This window comes from Myxococcales bacterium (assembly GCA_016699535.1).
Classification (GTDB): Bacteria; Myxococcota_A; Polyangia; order Polyangiales.
This window is the reverse complement of the sequence record CP064980.1, coordinates 232,345-252,455: the sequence shown is the minus strand read 5'-3', so window position 1 is coordinate 252,455 and position 20,111 is coordinate 232,345. Positions and strand designations below refer to the sequence as shown.

13 protein-coding genes and 1 pseudogene are annotated in these 20,111 nt (G+C 50.0%); 9 read left to right on the top strand and 5 right to left on the bottom strand.

Annotation, left to right across the window (positions count from 1 at the left end; genetic code table 11):
• Window positions 1-246 precede the first annotated feature (246 nt).
• Window positions 247-1,545 carry a hypothetical protein gene (locus IPJ88_01285; GenBank protein QQR90409.1) on the top strand — a complete coding sequence of 433 codons (1,299 nt, stop codon included), beginning with the start codon at window positions 247-249 and terminating at the stop codon, window positions 1,543-1,545.
• Window positions 1,546-1,651: 106 nt separating this feature from the next.
• Here the strand turns inward: IPJ88_01285 and IPJ88_01280 are convergent, their stop codons facing one another.
• The 4 genes from IPJ88_01280 to glgP all read right to left on the bottom strand — a co-directional run bounded on the left by IPJ88_01280 (window position 1,652) and on the right by glgP (window position 7,279).
• Window positions 1,652-2,470, bottom strand: a complete 819-nt coding sequence (locus IPJ88_01280; GenBank protein QQR90408.1) for a DUF4105 domain-containing protein — start codon at window positions 2,468-2,470, stop codon at window positions 1,652-1,654.
• Between the two features lie 213 nt (window positions 2,471-2,683).
• Window positions 2,684-3,775, bottom strand: coding sequence for an acyl-protein synthetase (locus IPJ88_01275; GenBank protein ID QQR90407.1), 1,092 nt, complete (start codon window positions 3,773-3,775; stop codon window positions 2,684-2,686).
• Window positions 3,765-4,997 carry an aspartate aminotransferase family protein gene (locus IPJ88_01270; GenBank protein ID QQR90406.1) on the bottom strand — a complete coding sequence of 411 codons (1,233 nt, stop codon included), beginning with the start codon at window positions 4,995-4,997 and terminating at the stop codon, window positions 3,765-3,767. The genes IPJ88_01275 and IPJ88_01270 overlap by 11 nt, the downstream gene beginning before the upstream one ends.
• A gap of 152 nt (window positions 4,998-5,149) precedes the next feature.
• On the bottom strand, window positions 5,150-7,279 hold the full coding sequence (glgP, locus tag IPJ88_01265; GenBank protein ID QQR90405.1) for an alpha-glucan family phosphorylase: 2,130 nt from the start codon (window positions 7,277-7,279) through the stop codon (window positions 5,150-5,152).
• A 120-nt stretch (window positions 7,280-7,399) separates the two neighbouring features.
• Between glgP and IPJ88_01260 the strand changes: the two genes are divergently transcribed.
• From IPJ88_01260 to IPJ88_01240, 5 genes are all read left to right on the top strand, one after another.
• Window positions 7,400-8,527, top strand: a complete 1,128-nt coding sequence (locus IPJ88_01260; GenBank protein ID QQR90404.1) for a hypothetical protein — start codon at window positions 7,400-7,402, stop codon at window positions 8,525-8,527.
• A complete protein-coding gene (locus IPJ88_01255) occupies window positions 8,506-9,507 on the top strand; it encodes a hypothetical protein (GenBank protein ID QQR90403.1) in 1,002 nt (333 codons plus the stop codon). Before IPJ88_01260 ends, IPJ88_01255 begins: the two co-directional genes overlap by 22 nt.
• Complete coding sequence (glgB, locus tag IPJ88_01250) at window positions 9,504-11,738, top strand: 1,4-alpha-glucan branching protein GlgB (GenBank protein QQR90402.1); 2,235 nt, start codon at window positions 9,504-9,506, stop codon at window positions 11,736-11,738. The genes IPJ88_01255 and glgB overlap by 4 nt, the downstream gene beginning before the upstream one ends.
• A gap of 15 nt (window positions 11,739-11,753) precedes the next feature.
• Complete coding sequence (malQ, locus tag IPJ88_01245) at window positions 11,754-13,883, top strand: 4-alpha-glucanotransferase (protein QQR90401.1); 2,130 nt, start codon at window positions 11,754-11,756, stop codon at window positions 13,881-13,883.
• Between the two features lie 330 nt (window positions 13,884-14,213).
• Window positions 14,214-15,581, top strand: a complete 1,368-nt coding sequence (locus tag IPJ88_01240) for a glycosyltransferase family 4 protein (GenBank protein QQR90400.1) — start codon at window positions 14,214-14,216, stop codon at window positions 15,579-15,581.
• A 136-nt stretch (window positions 15,582-15,717) separates the two neighbouring features.
• Here the strand turns inward: IPJ88_01240 and IPJ88_01235 are convergent, their stop codons facing one another.
• Window positions 15,718-16,641, bottom strand: coding sequence for an SseB family protein (locus IPJ88_01235; protein ID QQR90399.1), 924 nt, complete (start codon window positions 16,639-16,641; stop codon window positions 15,718-15,720).
• Between the two features lie 253 nt (window positions 16,642-16,894).
• Between IPJ88_01235 and rpsO the strand changes: the two genes are divergently transcribed.
• The 3 genes and pseudogenes from rpsO (at window position 16,895) to dut (ending at window position 20,054) form a co-directional block, all read left to right on the top strand.
• A complete protein-coding gene (gene rpsO, locus IPJ88_01230) occupies window positions 16,895-17,164 on the top strand; it encodes a 30S ribosomal protein S15 (GenBank protein QQR90398.1) in 270 nt (89 codons plus the stop codon).
• 300 nt (window positions 17,165-17,464) lie between these two features.
• Window positions 17,465-19,563, top strand: a pseudogene (pnp, locus tag IPJ88_01225) (polyribonucleotide nucleotidyltransferase).
• Window positions 19,564-19,580: 17 nt separating this feature from the next.
• Window positions 19,581-20,054: a dUTP diphosphatase gene (gene dut, locus IPJ88_01220; protein QQR90397.1), complete on the top strand. Its 474-nt coding sequence runs from the start codon at window positions 19,581-19,583 to the stop codon at window positions 20,052-20,054.
• Window positions 20,055-20,111: the final 57 nt, after the last annotated feature.

Sequence of the window (20,111 nt, the reverse complement as noted above, 5' to 3'; positions counted from 1 at the left end):
GGGTGTACGTGCAGCATGTCATATAGATGCTTTGCGGTGTGCAGTGGGTATAGTACTGCCCGTCTAAGGGTACGCTTGGCCCCATTGTCCTTTTACTTCTAACCTAGCATGCGTGCGTACCTTGTCGATATGATAGGTTAAATCAAAACGCTGATGTGTTCCGTCTTTTTGGTATGGTTTTCGCATTGATAAAGAAGTCAATACAATATTCTTAGTTTAGGTAGCGCCTATTTAAGCGCTTGCTCCGTGGGCACAGGTTCTTATCTCGGCTTCGATGATGGGGCTTCCATGGGTGATGGAAGCTACTACCTGATCCCTCTCAACCAAACTGATGTAGGTCTAGAATTTATAGGCCCAGGAAATTACGAGGATAGCGTCGATAAGTTAGCTGGTAGCTACAAGCCCTATATTGAGCAACGCTTTAGTGATCACGTGTTGGCCAATGGAGGCCTTGACAGTTGCGGAGATAGATACGGTGAACCACTGTATCGTGCTTACGAGGAAGATGGTAAGCAAGTAGCCAATATCGTTCAGTACTACAAGCGCGGCAAGTTGATTTTCGACCGTAGCACTCAACAAGTATATCGTGTGATGTTGGGACGTCGGTTTTTCGACAGCAATGCGTTTGCAAGTGATACGCAGATTGGCGGATGCACCGCTTTCAAGGCCGCTCAAGCGTTTAGCTATTATGCTTTATTCAACGGATCCGCAAAAGGACTCGGCAATCCTGTCTCTGAGCCCTTTTGTTTACCGGATGTCGCTGGTGCTCCGGTGGGGAATCCCAACGCAGAACTACCACGAATACCGGTGCAATACTTCGATTACGGCCGGCTAGAGTTCCGTGGCGGCCAGGTCGAGCTGGCTGACCTAGGTATTACAGCGTTTCTTCAAGATGAAAGCAACAAAGATCCGAGCTTCGGATTCATGGATTCTGGTTTTATCAAAGTTAGCGGCGAGCTCCAAATTAGCTTGGCTACTCCGGTGCTAGGTTACCTAGCTGTCAATCCAGCTCCTACCCCTGAAAAAATTCCGCTACTGGGAGTGCTCATCATAGCAGGTTTAGTTGTTCTAGGCGGTGCAATTTGGCTTTTGGTGAGGCAACCTGCAAACTCGCTTTCGCTTGAAAACACCTATGTGAGTGCTGAATGGCAAGTTTTGGTTCAGCAGTACGAAGTTGCAATTGCTGAAAGTGCGCTTAACCTTACAGAGGCCGAGGAAGAACTCGTTGGCGTATACCGAGGTAACGTGCACGATGTTATTACCCGAATTACAAACTTACTGGCGCGTTTAGAAGAATGTGCCAACGATATCGATTGCATATCGGCTGTGAAAGCGGAGCTTATGGAAGCTATCGCTGCGCTTGTTAAAATTTTTGCAGATATGTCTAAAGCGTTTGATTCAGAGCATATACCGTGGGCGGTCAAAGAGGTTTTCATAACGATAGCCAATGAGATATGCAAGATGCTTGCAAGCCTTACCCTGTTCATTCGCAGGTTGAATGACAATCAACCCGATCTTTTGGATATATGCCGCAGGATGACCTAGATGAGTAAACTTGAAATGACGGTTAACATGGTTGCGAACTAGCTCTGATTGTTTTGATGCCACCAAAAGCGAGCTAGAATCACGAACATATCAATGTAGAAGCACATCACCTAGTACGAAGTGAATGACGGATCCTCAGTGAGAAGTCCTCGTCGTTTGCGTGTTTTCGCGCCAGCCGAGTGATGAGGCTTTTCTTGCGCAAGGTTTCGTAAGGAAGGCTTCGATCGAGCAAACCGAGCTCGTAGGCCAAATTGGCGCTGTAAGCCGGAAGCAAAATCCGGTAGTCAAAACCAAGATCGTGCTCGCTAACTGTTTCAAAGTGATTCACAAGGTTGGTGGTGCAGTTATTCCAAAGGGTGTTGTAAAACTCGGGTTGCTTCTTGAGTGCGTTCAAACGCTTGACCATGTCCATAAAAAAAGCACGTAGTTGCCCAACGGGTCGCTTGATTTCATACATATAAACCTTGTCGCCTCGTGTGACGCTTCGCAATTTGACGGAATCCTGCTCATCGGCAATCACGTATTGGATTTCGTAGTTCCGAAACAAGCCTTTGATGGGCGAGTACTGCTCGCCTTTTTCTTTGCGAATCTCAACTGAGAACACAACAAAGCGTGGACCGGTAGCTTCAGCAAATTCAAAACTCACCATGGTATGAGCCAACGAAGATGCTTCATAAAATTCATCAACGAAGAAGTAAGCTCTGCGAAGTTGATTGAGATCGAAGGTATGAGCGTACCATGCAGGACTCCAATCGCCTGCCTCGTCGCTCCGGTATCGAAAGTCTCGAACATTGTTTAGGTGAACAACAGAGCCTCTGACATCTGCCCAAGCAAGCCGTTTTTGATCCTCGGTCCAATCCCGATCGTTGTGTGGAACGGTGATAGTCAGCCAAGCCATCGTCAGCACGAGAAATCCAAGAATCAAAACCAAAAGGTATAGTCTTTTGCTGAGATATTTCTTTCGTTGTTTCATGGGCAGCACTGTGTTTATAGAAATTTTTTACTACTACAACGGTGAGCATAGTCCAAGACCTGCTGGTCTAGCTTGCATGGTTTCGAGCAATCACATGACTGTGTGAGTTTCCGGTATCCTTGATCCCTGAGGCAAGTGTTGCAAACTGTCTCAAGAATCGCTCCTCTATAAAAATTCCTCGGCAACTAGCGAGCAGCCACGCAAAAGGCTGCCGGGGGCGCGGCCGAGTAGATAAAAGCCATTCGCGTCTTTGATGCCAAGATCGGATGTGAGCACTCCGCAGACGCTATCCAGGTTAGCTAAATCAAATATTTCAATAAGTCCTTCTTGGCCCTCCTCGACAGACGCAAGATCATCGGGATCGACTATGGAAACGCGCACCCAAGGGGGCGCGCAAAAATAGCCCGGCTTCCAGCTCTGCTGCGCGAGGGCGCGCACTAACTTGTTTTCATACATTTGTGAGCTGAGTTCGGTCATGCCATATTCGGCAATGATGTGTGAGGAAGGTATTCCAAAGCTTGTGCTTAACTGTTTTTCGAGTTCATCGCGGGGAACTTCTCTGCTTTTGCCTTTGAAGCCACCGGTTTGCATGATGCGACTTGCGCTGGGCAACTGCCACTTTTGTTGAAGTTCATCGAGCACATGAACAAAGGCAAAAGAGGTTCCAAGTAAAGCAATTGGCTCCTCGTGATTTACACTTTCATCGAGTGCCTTTTTCATTAGTGTCATCTGGATGCTGTTTTGCTTCCAAACGTAAATGCTGTTTGGGGTTCCAAAATCGTCGATGAAACGAGCAAGCATGTAACTCAGTGAAGAGTGGGGTGCTTCTGTTTCGCTGGGCGCGAGAATCACTATGCGCATGCGTTCTCGGTCGGGGAAGAGAGCTGCTTTGGCAGCGTGATGAGCTGCTTGCTGATACAGACTAAGATCAGCAAAGGGATGCTTGCCGCTGTGTTCTGCTGTGGTGCCTGATGTTTGAAAGACTCGGATGTCTTTGTCCGCAGAATGGGATGCAATGCGTGCATAGCGAAAAACGTCGGTAGGAAGAGCTGACCAGCGAAATGGATCCGGCGTCTGCATGCTTCGTTTTAGATGCTCTAGATAGTTTTTGTAAGGCTGCACATGTTTTGCTTGATAGGCACATGCTTGATCGATAAGCGCATCACGTTCAGAATCGCGAGGCTTCGCATCCGCGCAGCGTGTGATGAAGCTTCGAATCTCTTCTTTCAGAGCTTGGTAGCCTGCATCATGCTCCATAGAGCTCGTTCATGCTTTTCTTTAGTTGTGGAATAAAGCGATCGATAAGTAGTTCACTTTCAATGGTGAGTGCAGGTGAGAGCTGAAGGACCCGTGCGTCTTTGCCAGCAATAAGAGTGATAAAGCCACGCTCCAGCAATTGCTGGTAAAGCTTAAGTGCGGCACCTGGCTCAACCAACTCAATGCCTACTAAAAGACCTTGGCCACGAACGGCTTTAACTTGGGAATTCTCTTTAAGCGCGTGCTTCAGAGCCTCCATGAATCGATTGCCGATCGTTTGGGCCCGCTCGGGCAAAGCTTGCGTTTCAATGACCTGCAAGGTTGCAAGGGCAGCGGCGCAAGCCAATGGATACCCTGCAAAAGTGCTGGTGTGCAAAGCTTCGTGGCCTGACTTAGCCCAAGCTTGCATGATGGACTCTGCGCCGAGGCATGCGCTGATGGGCAAACCGCCACCAAGTGCTTTACCAATGCAGATTAGGTCAGCGCTGATTTGATTTTCGTTGGCGCTGAGCCACCACGCCCCGCAACGCCCAAGACCAGTGTAAATCTCATCGACAATCAAAAGGGCACCGTGATCGTGGCACCATTGCTTTAGCTTAGGGAGCATATGAGCCGGACCAAGATTGATTCCGCCGCGGGATTGAATCGGCTCAACCAAAATCGCGCCGATATCGGCGCGCCAGTGAGTTTCAACAAGCGATATCAGTTGTTCAGCGGAATCATGTGCTTGAGGAAAGGGTGCAAAATGAACTTGGGGGTTGAGGCTTTCTGAAAATGGTGCACGGAAATCATCGTTAAAGGCACTGACGCTAAGCGCGCCGTAACTTAGGCCGTGGTAGCTGCCATGAAAGCTAAGCACGCCTGGTTTCTCCGTGTACAAAGCTGCCGTCTTTAGCGCAGCTTCAACGCTATCGCTGCCACTTAATCCAAGCATCACACGGCTTTGAGGCCAGGGGCTTAGTTCACACAAGCGCTCCAGCAATTGAATCTTGACTTCGGCAGGTTGCAAATCGCCCATGGCTTGCCAGAGCTTCTGCAATTGTTGCGCTACAGCGCTCTGTACCTCTGGATGACGATGCCCCAGCGCGGCTGAACCAAAACTTGCACACAAATCAATGTAGCTTTTGCCGTCAACGTCTTTTACCGTGCTCCCCTCTGCAGAAGCCCAAACCATCGGATCTTGACTTGATCCACTGCGCTCGCTGCGACGCGCGCGCCTCATGGTCAATGCGGGGCATTCACTCTGAGCGAGGCGATCGAGCCAAGCAACAGAGTGGGGCCCTGGAAAAGATTTGTGTGTTGTGCTGCCCATCGACTTCGTGCCTATGGTTTGACAAGCGAAGCTCCGCTGGTCAAGCCTTATTCACGCGGACGCTACGGCATATGCGAAGTATCCGCGTTTGCACAAGGAAGGTAGCAGTGTTTGACGTAGTCCATCACCATGCGGTCGGAATTGTACCTCCAAGCCAAAGTCGTCAGCGCGTGTTTGACCATTCGTAGCCAGCCGAGAGGCAGTTCGTCACCGTTGCGGTCATAGAATTGAGGGATGACTTGATGTTCCAAAACATCCATCAGGTCAATGGCGTCACGTTTATCCTGCACTGCAGAATCAACATGAATGCAACCTTCGCCAATAGCAAAGCCGTTTCGGCCGTCATAAGCCTCATCCCACCAGCCGTCTAAAGTTGCACAGTTGAGCGTCGCGTTAAAGATAGCTTTCATGCCGCTTGTTCCGCAGGCTTCCAACGGCCTGCGAGGGTTGTTTAGCCACACGTCACAACCTTCAAGCATGTGACGACTCACACTACGATCATGGTTTTCAAGCACAACAACATGATCATAGAGATCGGGATCGTTACTGATCTCAATCAGGCGATGTAAGACTTCTTTGCCGGGCTCGTCCGCAGGATGGGCTTTCCCAGCAAAGATCATCTGCACCGGTCGCTCTCGATTGGTGAGCATTCGTTTCGCGCGATCCATATCCTCAAAGAACAAAAGGCCGCGTTTATAAGTCGCAAAACGTCGAGCAAATCCGATGGTAAGTACATCGCCGCGAAGCTTCTTAGGCGTGGCTTTTTTGCCAACGCGTTCTGCTTGTCGTCTGCCTTTACGGGCCACAAAATCAAGCAAACGACGTTTCAGAGCAAGTTTCGTTTGCCACAATTCAATTTCGTCAAGGTTATCGATACCGCGCCAACGTCGTGGATAAGATAGGTGCTCGATCCAATCGCTTCCTAAACAATCATTGTACAATTGTTGTAACTCCATAGCGATCCAGGTTGGAACATGTGCACCATTGGTAATATGGCCGATTGGCACTTCATGCTCTTCTTTGTGTGGCCATAAATGCGACCACATTTTACGAGACACATGACCGTGCAACGTGCTTACACCATTCGCTCGTCGTGACAATTTCAGGCCCAAAATAGTCATGCAAAATTCTTCGTTGTCGTCTTCAGGATTGGCACGACCCAGTCCAAGGAACTGCTTATCGGTTAGTTTTAGCCGTTGTTGCAGAAAGCTCAGATTTTCAAGTACCATCGTGGGCGCAAAATAGTCGTGTCCCGCCGCTACCGGGGTATGGGTCGTGAAAGCAACTGAATTGGCGACGATTTTGGAGGCCTCGTCAAAAGGCAAACCGGTGTTTTCCATGAGTTCGGCGATGGATTCGAGTGCACAAAAGCCCGCATGTCCTTCATTTAAGTGAAGTACACTCGGCTTGATTCCCATAGCTCGCAGTGCTCGGTATCCGCCCACGCCGAGAGCAAGCTCTTGCAAAATACGCGTGTGCTTGTTGCCACCGTAAAGACGAAGTCGCAGCGGAATGGTGCTATCCGTACGTCCGCCAATGCGGATGGGTGAATCGGTGATATCCAGTAAAACCAAAACACATCGACCGACTTCACATTTCCATACCTTGCAAAGCATGGCGTATTCACCAATAGGCACTTCAACCACCAAGGGCTTACCTTTAGCGTCCACTACTTGTTGGACGGGGACGCGATCGGTTTGAAGTTCATGATAGTGTTCGTGCTGTCGACCGTCGGCATCGATCTCTTGAGTGAAATATCCCTGACGATAAAGCAAACTTACTCCATAGACCTGCAATCCAAGATCTGAGCAGCTTTTCAGATGATCTCCTGCGAGCACGCCAAGACCGCCGGAGTAGATTGGCAACGATTCATGAATGCAAAATTCAGGGCTAAAATAAGCGACGGGAAACGCTGATAGGCCTGCAGCATATCGTGCGGCCCATGTGTCTTCGTTCTGTGTATACGAACTAAGACGGCTTTCGGCGCGTATGGCTGCAGCTAAGATATTTGCGTCATTTTGTCTGGCTTCGAGTTTTTCAGGACTCACATCGGCCAAAAAAGCCACCGGATTATGGTGTACTTTTCTCCAAAGCTCTTCGTCGATGATGCGAAACACACGATCAAGGTCATGATTCCAGCTCCACCAAAGATTATCGGCCAATTTTCGCAAACGTTCTGCTAGTTCAGTCATGTCTTTCCTCAAACAAAGAGAAGTATAATAGTAGATGAAAGGTAGTGAAGGAAATCAAGATATCTGATCTTTCTGAGATTCTTTTGTACTATCCGGTTTTTCTCTATTTGGAGCATCAAATTGCAGGCATTGCCAGGTCAACCCCATCCTCTAGGCGCTCATGTTACGAAAAACGGCACAAATTTTGCTATTTTTTCGGCTCATGCCACCCAAGTTGAACTCTGTTTGTTTGATGGGACGAAGGCTTCGAAAGAGAGTGTTCGGATTCCCTTACGGGATCGTACGCACGACATTTGGCATGTGTTTTTGCCGGAAATCGGGCACGGGCAGCGTTACGCCTACCGTTTTCATGGTCCATATGACCCAAAACATGGGCACTACTTTAATCCTTCTAAATTGTTAATTGACCCGTATGCTCGAGCGATTGACGGGCCTCTCGAGTGGGACGCGTCGTTGCATGGCTACAAATTGGGTAGCGATCCTTTCGATGGGCTGAGTGATCCACGCGACAGTGCGGATGCGATGCCACGCTGTGTTGTTGTTGAAGATCACTTCAACTGGGGGAGCGATAGGCATCCAAATACTCCGTGGGAGGAAACGGTAATTTACGAATGCCATGTCAAAGGCTTAACCGCGCTTCATCCCGAGCTGCCAAAGCGTTTGCGGGGTAGCTATTTAGGCTTGGCTCACAAGTCAGTGATTCGGCATTTAAAGTCGCTGGGTGTGACGGCTGTTGAGTTGCTTCCAGTCCATCAAGCTTATTCCGAGCACCATTTGGTATCGCAGGGACGTATCAACTATTGGGGCTATAACACCATCGGCTTCTTTGCTCCCGAAGTCCGTTTTGCAACGGCCGGAAATGGTAAACAGGTTTTTGAGTTCAAAAAAATGGTTAAGACTTTGCATGAAGCGGGTATCGAAGTGCTGCTTGATGTGGTGTTTAATCACACTGGTGAAGGAAACCGCTTTGGTCCGACTCTGAGTTTTCGCGGCATTGACAATCAAAGCTACTATCAGCTCCAATCGGGTGAGACTGCTTATTATTCAGATGCGACAGGTTGTGGCAACACGCTCGATATTCGTCACCCGCAGGTTTTAAAGCTTACACTCGATAGTCTCCGCTATTGGGTATCCGAAATGCACGTTGATGGATTTCGCTTTGATTTGGCGGTGGCCATGGCGAGAGGAGCTCACGACGTCGACATGGTGCATCACTTTTTTCGGCCGTGCATCAAGACCCGGTGCTAAGTCGAACGAAGCTTATCGCGGAGCCCTGGGACATTGGTTTTGATGGTTATCGTCTCGGTGGTTTTCCTCCTGCTTGGTCGGAATGGAACGATCGCTACCGCGATTGTGTTCGCCGTTTTTGGCGTGGCGATCCTTGGGAGATTGGTGCGCTAGCAACGCGTCTGTGCGGAAGTAGTGATATCTTTAACCACAATGGGCGCAGTCTCAGAGCCAGTATCAATTTTGTTACGGCACACGATGGCTTCACATTAAACGACCTTGTCAGTTACAACTATAAACACAACCTTGATAATGGCGAAGACAATCGCGACGGATCGAACCATAACCTTAGTAACAATTGGGGACACGAAGGCCCAACTGAAGATCAAGGAATTTCGGAAATACGACGACGAATTGTGAAAAATTTCATCGCTACATTGGGTTTCAGTTTTGGGGTTCCAATGATTTCGCAGGGTGATGAAATAGGGCGCAGTCAGCGGGGAAACAATAACGCTTATTGCCAAGATAGCGATATCAGTTGGGTGGATTGGCAGCTCGATGATGAGCGACGGGAGTTGTTTGAATTTTGCTCCGAAGTCTTTCGTCTGCGTAAAAGATATTCGTTCTTCAAGCGTAAAGCATTTTTCAAGGATCCGTCTGCGGTCCAAGATCAGTCAAAAGAAGTGGCCTGGCTTCACCCGGAAGGCCATGAAATGACTGGAAAAGACTGGCATGACCCGGGCTCGCAACATTGCTTAGGCATGCTATTATTGGCGACTTCTACTCAACAATCCCTGGAAGAAAGAGATCGAAGCGTGTCCTTACTTTTTGTGGCAAACTCCAGCGGTGATGATGTGTTCTTTAAATTACCAGACATTCCGGACAACGATGAATGGACGGTTGTGCTGCAGTCAGCCAAAGACGGTCCTGGTATTTACTTCAATGAAATTCTTGTGCGTCACCACTCGGTAGTTGTGATCGAGCAAAGGAGACCCCTATGATTCCAACACAAGCTACGGAGACCGGTGGTGTTTCACTCAGAACCATCGGCGTGACTTCGTCCGATGCTAGGGCCTTACGCGATGGCGAGCACTACGAACCGCATCGTATTCTGGGAGCGCATCCTTTTAAAAAAGGGCGACGCAAGGGCGTTATGATTCGTGCCTTTCATCCTGATGCAAAAAAGGCGGTGTGTATCCTTGAGGACAATGGCGAGCAATTTGCGATGGATTCCGCCCAAGGTGGCTTGTTTGCGTGTTTCTTGCCCGACGCAGCTCCAGGCCTGGTTTACCGTATTCGCTTTTTCTTTTCGAACGGCAGTACTTTTGAGCGCATTGATCCTTACCGCTTTCTGCCAACGATTGGTGAACAGGATCTGCATTACTTTAACGAAGGCACTCACCGCGAACTTTGGAGTATTTTGGGTGCACATCCGCGAAGATGTGATGGTGTTGATGGCGTGGCGTTTGCTGTGTGGGCTCCCAATGCTAAGCGGGTAAGCGTTGTGGGCGATTTTTGCGGTTGGGATGGCCGTTTGTATCCCATGCGTTCCCTTGGAAGCTCGGGTGTGTTTGAGCTTTTTATTCCAGGCGTGCCTGCCGGTTCTTTTTATAAATTTGAGCTCGTATCGCAAAGTGGTCGCTTGCAGCTTAGAGCAGATCCTTTTGCCTTTGAGTGCGAACTAAGACCAAGTACAGCATCTCGGGTTCATTCCAGCTCCTATGTTTGGAATGATGCCTCTTGGCTTGAGAGTCGCCGACATAAGGATCTTTTCAAATCACCTTTGGCTATCTATGAAGTTCACTTGAGCTCCTGGGCGCGTGTTCCAGAGGACGGTGATCGCTTTTTGTCGTATCGCGAGGTCACTCCACGGCTTATTGAGCATGCCAAAAAATATGGCTTTACCCATCTTGAGCTCATGGCCATTGCTGAATACCCTTTTGATGGTTCTTGGGGCTATCAAGTCACTGGCTACTATGCTCCGACTTCGCGCTACGGCAGCCCGGATGATTTTCGTTTTCTTGTAGATGAATGCCATAAGCACGGAATAGGAGTTCTCATCGATTGGGTCCCAGCTCATTTCCCGCGCGATGACTTTGCTCTTGCGCATTTTGATGGCACTTGCCTTTTCGAATACGAGGATCCCCGGCTTGGGCAGCATCCTGATTGGGGCACGATGGTGTTCAACTATGGACGTCGCGAAGTACGCAACTTCCTCGTTGCAAACGCCTTGTTCTGGCTCAAAGAATATCATCTTGATGGTCTAAGAGTCGATGCCGTTTCTTCCATGCTGTATCGAGACTACAGCCGTCCAGAAGGCGAGTGGTTGCCGAATCATTATGGTGGCCGAGAAAACCTTGAAGCCATTTCTTTTTTTCAAGAGGTCAACTCCATCATAAGAAATGATTTTCCAGGATGTATAACAGTCGCAGAAGAATCGACATCATGGGGTGGCGTAACAAATGATACGCAATACGGCGGCTTAGGCTTTTCCTTTAAATGGAACATGGGCTGGATGCACGATACGTTGGAGTATTTCAAGCGCGATCCGATTTATCGTAAGCATCATCAAAATGAACTGACTTTCGCGCAGATCTACGAATATTCAGAATGCTTCATCATGCCGCTGTCTCACGATGAGGTGGTGCATGGTAAATGCTCCCTTTACAACAAGATGCCAGGAGATCCCTGGCAGAAGTTGGCTAATCTGCGCTTGTTGCTGGCCTATCAATATTTTCGTCCCGGTAAAAAACTGCTGTTTATGGGCACGGAACTTGCGCCCTACGATGAGTGGGACTACCAGCACAGTTTGGATTGGCACCTGCTCAATGATCCTAAGCGCAAAGCTTTTTCACATTTCTTGGAGACGATGGGAAAGTTTTACCTCGCCTCTCCTTGCCTGTGGCAGCGTGACCACGATTCACGTGCCACACAATGGATTGATACCTCTGATGAACAGCAATCGGTTGTATCCTTTATGCGTAGGAGCGATTCAGGTTTCGTTGTCGTCGTGCTCAATCTGACCCCGACTCCGCGGGATCGTTACCTTATAGGCATGCCCGCGGCAGGGAAATACCAAATGACGTTCTGTACCGATTGGCGTGAGTTTGGTGGCAGCGGTTATGAGAGCGAAACTGTTGCAACAACACAAGCTATCGCGATGCATGGGCAAGCGCAGTCGATTGAAATTAATCTTCCTCCACTATGCGCCATGGTGCTAGAACCTCGCTAGGTAGGATAATGCTACATGGCAGAACGACCTTATCTTGAGCGTTTAGCTGGCGCACTTGGAATAGCGGCCTCGTACAGAGGCTACTACGGCAAGCTTTGCTGTACGGACGAAGCCACCTACGAGGCATTGATAGCCGCCATGGGCTACGATGCCAGCAGCGAAGCTAAGGCCGAAGAAGCCTTGATTCGCATGCAAAGCGTTCGGTCCAAGCAAGTGATTGATAAAGTGCGAGTCGAGGAAGGTTCAGCGCCTGCAGCGCTGCATCTGCCAGTGAACTTTGGTGCTTTGGGCGGAGCGGGAGTTGAATGGGAGATTCAGCTGATCGAAGAGCATGGAGCTGTTCATAGCAGTGAAGGAAAAACATCAGCTGCCGATCAGCCTACGACCCTAGCGCTTCCTTCGAGTTTCGCGGCAACACTAGGCTACCACACCGTGCAACTTACGCTCCGAGCAGCAGGCACAAGCTTTCAGGAAACGCAACGATTGATTCTTTGTCCACCGCGTTGTTTTTCAGCTCAAGAAGCGTTGAGCGAAAAAAAGGGCTGGGGCAGTTGGACTCATATGTATTCGCTTCGCAATCCGAATGGCTTTGGCATCGGGGACCTACGCGATTTAAAAACGCTGATTGACAATAGTGCAGCCGAAGGAGCTTGTTTTATAGGCATCAATCCTTTGCACGCTGCCATGGAAAACAGCATTTCTTACAACCCTTATTTTCCTTCAAGTCGGCTTTTTCGAAGCCCGCTTTACCTCGATCCGCAAGCTTTCCAAGAGTATTCAATTTGCCCGGAACTTCATTCCTTTCTTGAATCCCCGGAGGCCAAACAGGAACTCGGTGCATTGCGTGAAGCTTCGCAGCTTGATTATCCACGCATTCAGCGTTTCAAGTACCGATTGTTCCGATTGCTTTTTCGTCAGTTCTGCCAACAGCACCGCGATGGTGGCAGCCCTCGCGGCCAAGCTTTTTATGCCTTTGTTGATAAAGGCGGTAAGGCCTTAAGCGATTTTGCAACCTATTGTGCATTGCAGGAACGATTGCCAAGTGCTGGACAAGGGAACAATGGCTTTTACGAGTGGCCCGAACAGTACCAATCACCAGAAAGCCCAAGCGTTGAGAGCTTTAGGCAACAGTACAAAAACGAAATTGATTTTCATTTGTATCTTCAGTTCGAAATGGAAACACAACTTGCGCATGTTCACGAACATGCCCAGGCGCAAGGGATGCCTTTGGGACTCTATCAGGACTTGGCTTTGGGAAATGCTCCGGGCGGGAGCGACATATGGAGCTTTGGGAGCTTGTTTGCACGTGGCGCTACGGTAGGCGCTCCGCCTGATCCATTCTCTTCAACAGGTCAGCAGTGGAGTTTGTCGCCGCTTTGTCCCAGAGCACTCCGAGAGGGTGGTTACCGATTTTGGTCCGACTTGCTTCGCGCCTCGTGCCGCTATGCGGGTGTTTTGCGAATCGATCACGTGATGGGGCTTAGCAGGCAATTTTGGATTCCAAAAAACAAGAGCCCCAAACAGGGTGCCTACGTTGGCTATCCTGAGCACGACCTGCTTGGAATCCTCGCTCTAGAAAGCTTGCGTCACCACTGCGTGATGATTGGGGAGGACCTGGGAATCGTTCCCGAGCACCTACGTCAGACCATGCAAGAGCAGAACATCCTGCGCTCGCAAGTGTTTTATTTCGAACGCGATGAGCAGGGTGAGTTTCGTGACGCGCAGGACTATGCGCAGCCATCCTTGGTAACAGCCACCACTCACGATTTACCCACGATTGCAGGTTTCTGGCAGGAAAGAGACCTGCTGGCGAGACAGGAGGCCGGGCAGATAACCGAGTCTGGTGAATTTGAAGCGTTGTGTCAGGAGCGAATTCGGGATCAAGAACGACTTGTGCGCTTATTCAGGCGTCTAAATTTTGTCAGTCCCGACTGGACACCCGCGGATACTTCGGAGCTGGCGCCGCTCATTCATGCCTTTTTGGCGAAGACCCCTTGTATCTTATTTGGGGTTTCGGTTGATGATTTGGCCGGTGAGCTTGAATCAGTCAATGTACCGGGCACCTATAGCCTCTTAAAACGAAACTGGTCGAGGCGAATGAATTCGCAAGTGAGCGACATTCGCTTCACGAACCTTCGAAGATAAAAGTGAGTCATGTTCTGCGTAGCGACGAGAGTTTGCCGTAATTTATGGCTCGCGCGGCCATTGTGCGCTGGGCGCTAAACAACCTAGTCGAAAAGAACATCGAATAAACTCAAAAAAGAATCCTCCTTTCTTTGACTTTGTCCTGGAAAGGACTACTAATAATCAGCTAGGTATGAATGCACACTAAAGGGTAGTGAAGTGTATTCGGGTGTGCTGAAAAATCAGAAGGTTTTCTCATCAGTCTTAGATGGAAAGCTTTGAAACAAAAGTAACGCTTGCCCGCGCCAAGCGATGTTCCGGCGGTTTAGCGTGCCCTGATGGGGGGAATGGATGACGGACGACTTCACCTGCAACACCACTGAGAGACCCTGGAACGAGATCGCCGGCAGTCAATCCAGTGTGACACTAAGGCCACGGGAACTCGAGCTTTCCAGTAATCCGGAACGCACGCAGTTTCACCTTTTATCGTTCGAAGCGCACGATTCGTATTCGCGCGCTGGCGGACTGGGTACCAGGGTGATTGGTCTTTCTGAAGCCCTGGCGAGAGCTGGCTACCCGACCCACGTGTGGTTTGTAGGGGATCCCGCCCTTCCTGGCTATGAAGCAGACGGCGCCTTGCATCTTCATCGTTGGTGTCAATGGATTAGCGCTTACCACCCTAAAGGTGTGTACGATGGCGATGCTGGCAAAGAAAATGATTATGCAAGCTCGCTGCCACCGCACCTGGTTCAAGCACAACTTCTTCCTCATATCCAAAAAGGCGGAAAGGCCGTAGTCATTGCCGAAGAGTGGCAAACGGTCAATGCAGTCCTTCACTTGGACTGGCTCTTGCGTAAAGCAGGTATTCGCCAACATGTACGCATCTTTTGGAACGCGAACAACGTGTTTGGCTTTGAGCACATTGACTGGAAGCGTCTTGAGCGGGCAGCCATCATCACCACTGTCAGCCGATACATGAAGCAACTCATGGCGGCTCAAGGGATTGAGTCCGTCAGTATTCCAAATGGCCTCGCCCCGGATGCCTATCAGCCTGCTGACAGCGCAGCAGTGAGAACCTTGAGGCAACGTTTTTCCAATCGTTTATTGCTGACCAAAATGGCGCGCTGGGATCCGGACAAGCGTTGGCTTGGATCCGTTGAACTTGTACGTGAGCTAAAAAGCCAGGGCTACCGACCTCTTTTGATTGCGCGAGGCGGAAGTGAAGCACATGGGGATGAGGTCCTTCGAGCTATGGCTGATAGTGGTTTGCACGTTCTTGATCGCAAAGCCGCTGCAGCTGGAGGGTTGTCTGGTTTTATTGAAGCACTGGATCAAAACAATGGATACGATGTCATCAACTACCAGTCCTTTATCGACTCGAGTTCCAGAAGGGTACTTTTCCAAGCTTCGGATGCAGTGCTGGCCAACAGTCGCCATGAACCTTTTGGTCTTGTCGGACTTGAGGCGATGGCTGTAGGCGGCATTGCCTGCACGGGCTGTACCGGTGAGGAGTATGCCATCGGTGGTCACAACGCACTTGTGCTTCAGACAGGGCAGCCTTCGGAATTCATGGGCTTATACAGTCAGCTTCGCCATAGTTTTGAGCAAATGACATCCATGCGCATGGCTGGAAGACAAACTGCTCAACAGTATGCATGGTCTGAAATCATTCAGTCTAGTATCATTCCTCGCGTGCTGTGTGCTGGCCCAGAGTTTTAGAGCACTTTTGTCTTGAGTTGAGCGAGAGGGGCTGCGTTGCTCCTCCTTGCCGTAGCACCACTACGACTCGTCCTCGTGCTTTACCTCAGTCGCTCTGTCCTGCGCGATATCGCGAGCAATTGTATTGGAAAGTGCTCTAAGCGTTTGTTGGCGTTTTCTGAATGTCGCGCGCCCAGGGATAGAAGATATGGCCTTTTTCTCGAGTCAGGCGAGTGAGCTCGGGATCATCCAGTAAGCGAAGGTCAACGGTTTTGCTTTGCTCAGCACTAATGCTGTGAATGCGAGCATAAAGTTCCTCAAGTCGCGTTCGATAGCCTGGATCCACACGCAGACAAACCGTGCAGCAACTCGAGTTGAAGCATCCAGCCGCAGATGCAGCCCACTCGACTTCAGGAAAATCACGTAAACCTGCTGCAATAGCTTCCATGAGTTCGTGATCAAGATCGGAAAGATCCGTTAAGTTCAAAGCCGTTTGCAGATCTACTTCGCTTTTCTTCTTGGACCGCTTTGCTAGAGCCTGAGGAGGTGGAGGCGGGGGCACAATACTGTCTGGAGCTTGCGACGGAGTAGCTTGCACCGCTTGAATCAGAGTAGAGGACAACCGTCCGCGGACCGCATAGGGGCTCTTTATTTCGCGACGTGCACCTTCATCGAGGAACGGGAGCATTTCTTGTCGTGAAATGCTAACGCTGTGCGGGGCTTCCATATCAACGAGAATGCCCGCAAAATTCTGTCCTAGGGCATAGCGAAATGCTTCAAGCACTTCGAGTTTGATGCCTAGCGAATCCGGTGAGCCATTGACCTGCCATTGGTGTCGTTCGGCTGCTTCAGCCAGCGTAGTGCCATCGGTAAAAATAGGTAACGCAAGATGGCCTACGGAATCCTGGTAGTGCATTAAGCCTGAGGGGCTTTGCTGAGAGCGAACCGCATAGACCTCTCGTGCAATCAGGGCGACAAGTGCATCAACTTTGGCTTGCCCGCCACGCTGAGCTTCTTTGAGCAGGCGATGCATCGCTTCGAGTCGAGCTGGATTTTCTGGTGGCCGAGCAGAAGAGCCCATAGGTTGTATAGTATTTTATTCTTGGGTATAGGGGCAGAAAAGTGAGCATTTTCGGGTACTTTGCTAGTCGCTCCGTTGCTTTCAATAGCAAAATCATTAGTATTTTCGCCTGTATTTGATAGTCGAGCGCGGCTTTAACTGCTACAAGGGCCTCTCCGTTGACAGCGGATAAGCAGCTTTGCCTTGACGGCGCTTTCAAGGCACTGCATACTCCCGCAGATTTAAAATCCATAGCAAAAACTCGAGGAATTTCATGGTTCTCCACGTGGAAGACAAACAGGCAATCGTTAACAAGTTCAAGCAACACGAAAAAGACACCGGGTCGCCTGAAGTTCAAATCGCGCTTTTAAGCGAGCGGATTACTTACCTTACCGATCATTTCAAAACGCACAAAAAGGACCATCACTCAAGGCGTGGCCTATTGATGATGGTTTCACGTCGCCGCAGCTTGCTTGATTACTTGCGACGCAGCGACATTGAGCGGTATCGCAAAATCATCAAAGAGCTAGGCATTCGAAAGTAGTATGATGCGGTCTTCGTATTTCCACGGAGACCAGACGGTCGATGTTTATCGGCCATTCAACCCGGCGGACGCAAGGAAAGCAGGCCGTTCGATCTTCGCTTCGAAAGTTTTGTGCTGGACAATTACTCCCACCGAATTTTGGAATCGAGGACCGAGCCCTTTTCTTTGCTGATGTCATGACAGGGTCTCTATTGAGACCAGGAGTATAGAAGCGTGATCATCAAAGAAAGTGTAAAAATTGGAAACCATACCGTAACACTTGAGACCGGGCGTATCGCAAAACAGGCGCAGGGCTCAGTGATGGTAAGTTGCGGCGGCACCGTGGTGCTTGTCACTGTTTGCGGGACCAAAGAGGCCCGTCCTGGCGTGGACTTCTTGCCGCTCAGTGTTGACTACATTGAGAAAACCTATGCTTCGGGAAAAATCCCAGGTGGTTTTTTTAAGCGTGAAGGCAAATTACGAGATAACGAGATTCTAACGGCGCGTCTTATTGATCGTCCTTGCCGTCCTCTATTTCCGGAAGGCTATCGGAACGAGATCCAAGTGATTGCCACAGTGCTTTCGGCCGATAAAGAAGTCCCACCCGATATGCTCGCGCTTTTGGGCGCACCCGCTGCGATTCATTTGAGCAACATTCCTTGGGATGGGCCTATCGGCGGATTGCGCGTGGGACGTGTCAACGGTGAGTTCGTAGCCAACCCTACCTTTGAGCAAATCGAGCAAGGCGATCTCGAGCTTGTTGTTGCAACGTCCAAAGACGCCATTGTGATGGTCGAAGGCGAGTGCAAAGAAGTTTCCGAGGAAGATTTGCTCGAGGCATTGTTCTTCGCGCAAAAATCGGTTCAACCTTTCATTGAGCTTGTTGAAAAAATGCGCACGGCTGCTGGCAAGGAAAAATGGGCATTCGAGCCAGCCGCTAAGCCCGAGGGCATCGATGCCAAGGTCGCCGAGTTTGCAACGGCAAAGGTAAAAGAAGCTTGCAACCTCGTTGAAAAACATGATCGTTACGATCGCTTCAAGGAAATCAAAAAGGAAACCGTTGCGGCATTGGCAGAAGCCTTCCGGAGCAAGAATCCGACATCAAAGAGGCCTACGAAGAGCTTCGGTTCAACACGATGCGTGCTCAGGTACTCAAAGAGAAAAAGCGTGTCGATGGTCGTGATATGGTGACTGTACGCCCGATTACTACCGAAGTTGGCTTACTGCCGCGTGTGCACGGCTCGGCGCTTTTTACGCGAGGCGAGACACAAGCCATTGTGACAGCAACGCTGGGCACCAACCAAGATGAACAGCGTCTTGACACCCTCAATGGTGACGTTTGGAAACGCTTTATGTTGCATTACAACTTTCCAGCCTATTCGGTGGGCGAAGTTAAGCCAATGCGTGGACCGGGTCGACGTGAAGTGGGCCATGGCAATCTTGCTGAACGCGCGCTCATGAACATGATCCCATCAAAAGATGAGTTTCCTTATACGATTCGCATTGTTTCAGAGGTCACAGAATCCAACGGCTCTTCGTCGATGGCTTCGGTGTGTGGCGGGACCTTGGCGCTGATGGATGCCGGAGTGCCTTTGAAGAAGTCCGTTGCCGGTGTGGCCATGGGTCTCATCAAAGAAGGCGATGATTATGCTATCCTAACGGATATCCTTGGTGACGAAGATCATCTTGGCGACATGGACTTTAAAGTCTGTGGCACCTCCGATGGCATCACGGCTATTCAAATGGACATCAAAATTGGCGGTTTGACGCGTGGCATCCTTGAATCGGCTCTGTCACAAGCCAAGAACGCACGCTTGCATGTGCTTGAAAAAATGGCCGAGAGTCTGCAGACGCCTCGCGAGGAGCTGTCTCCTTATGCACCTCGCATTACCATGGTCAAGATTAAGCCCGACCAGGTGCGATTGCTTATCGGTCCAGGCGGAAAGACCATCAAGGGCATCATCGAGCAGACGGGAGTAGCCATCAATGTTGAAGATGATGGCACTGTGAATGTTGCGTCTTCTGAGGGCGACGCAGCAGAGAAGGCACTGGAAATGATTCGTGGCCTGACGTGGGAACCTGAAGTGGGTGAGACTTACAAAGGTATCGTACGCCGCATTGAACCCTACGGAGCTTTTTTTGAAATCACCCCGAACCACGATGGCCTCTGTCATATTTCCGATATGGACTGGCAGCACGTTGAAAAAGTCGAGGACTATTTCAAGCTAGGTGACGAAGCCGAGGTCAAAATCACCAATGTGGATCGTGATGGTAAGATTCGTCTTTCAAGAAAAGAGCTTTTGCCAAAACCAGAGGGCTATGTTGAGCGGCCTAGGCCAGAACGATCTGAGCGCTCGGGGGCTCGCCCCGGTGGCAATCGTGGTCCTCGTCGCGATCGCTCAGGCGAGAGGCGCCGTTAAGCGCTTTTGGATCCGTCATGAAAGATCCCATGACTAAGGGCAATGAGCTTCGGGTTTTTCGAATAAATCCGGAGCTCGTTGATCTTCCTTTTTATGCAAGCGATGCAGCTGCGGGTCTCGATCTGCAAGCAGCGATTGAAACACCTCTACTTCTTTGTAAAGGTGTGTCATTAATGGTCCCGACTGGATTAATCATAGCGCTTCCTTCGGGTTTTGAAGGCCAAGTCCGCCCACGTTCGGGCCTAGCCGCGAAGCATGGAATCACCTTACTCAATTCGCCAGGCACCATTGATGAGGACTACCGAGGGGAAGTAAAAGTAATTCTAATTAATCTTGGACCCGAGGACTACACCATCAAACCCAAAGAGCGCATTGCTCAGCTTGTGGTTGCACCCGTAAATAAGGTTACTGTCAGCGAAGCGAAGGATGCCAATGAACTCGGTAGTACCGAGCGTGGCTCCGGAGGTTTTGGCAGCACCGGGGCTCATTGACCCCATACACTGGCAACAATAGTAGCCACGAACAGGCTTCCTAGCCCGGTTTATTTT

What these genes read in the sequence shown, in the direction of transcription:
- IPJ88_01275 (QQR90407.1), bottom strand. Translation starts at nt 3,775, where the DNA reads ATGGAGCATGATGCAGGCTACCAAGCTCTGAAAGAAGAGATTCGAAGC.
- IPJ88_01270 (QQR90406.1), bottom strand. Translation starts at nt 4,997, where the DNA reads ATGAGGCGCGCGCGTCGCAGCGAGCGCAGTGGATCAAGTCAAGATCCG.
- glgP (QQR90405.1), bottom strand. Translation starts at nt 7,279, where the DNA reads ATGACTGAACTAGCAGAACGTTTGCGAAAATTGGCCGATAATCTTTGG.
- glgB (QQR90402.1), top strand. Translation starts at nt 9,504, where the DNA reads ATGATTCCAACACAAGCTACGGAGACCGGTGGTGTTTCACTCAGAACC.
- malQ (QQR90401.1), top strand. Translation starts at nt 11,754, where the DNA reads ATGGCAGAACGACCTTATCTTGAGCGTTTAGCTGGCGCACTTGGAATA.
- IPJ88_01240 (QQR90400.1), top strand. Translation starts at nt 14,214, where the DNA reads ATGACGGACGACTTCACCTGCAACACCACTGAGAGACCCTGGAACGAG.
- IPJ88_01235 (QQR90399.1), bottom strand. Translation starts at nt 16,641, where the DNA reads ATGGGCTCTTCTGCTCGGCCACCAGAAAATCCAGCTCGACTCGAAGCG.
- rpsO (QQR90398.1), top strand. Translation starts at nt 16,895, where the DNA reads ATGGTTCTCCACGTGGAAGACAAACAGGCAATCGTTAACAAGTTCAAG.
- dut (QQR90397.1), top strand. Translation starts at nt 19,581, where the DNA reads ATGAAAGATCCCATGACTAAGGGCAATGAGCTTCGGGTTTTTCGAATA.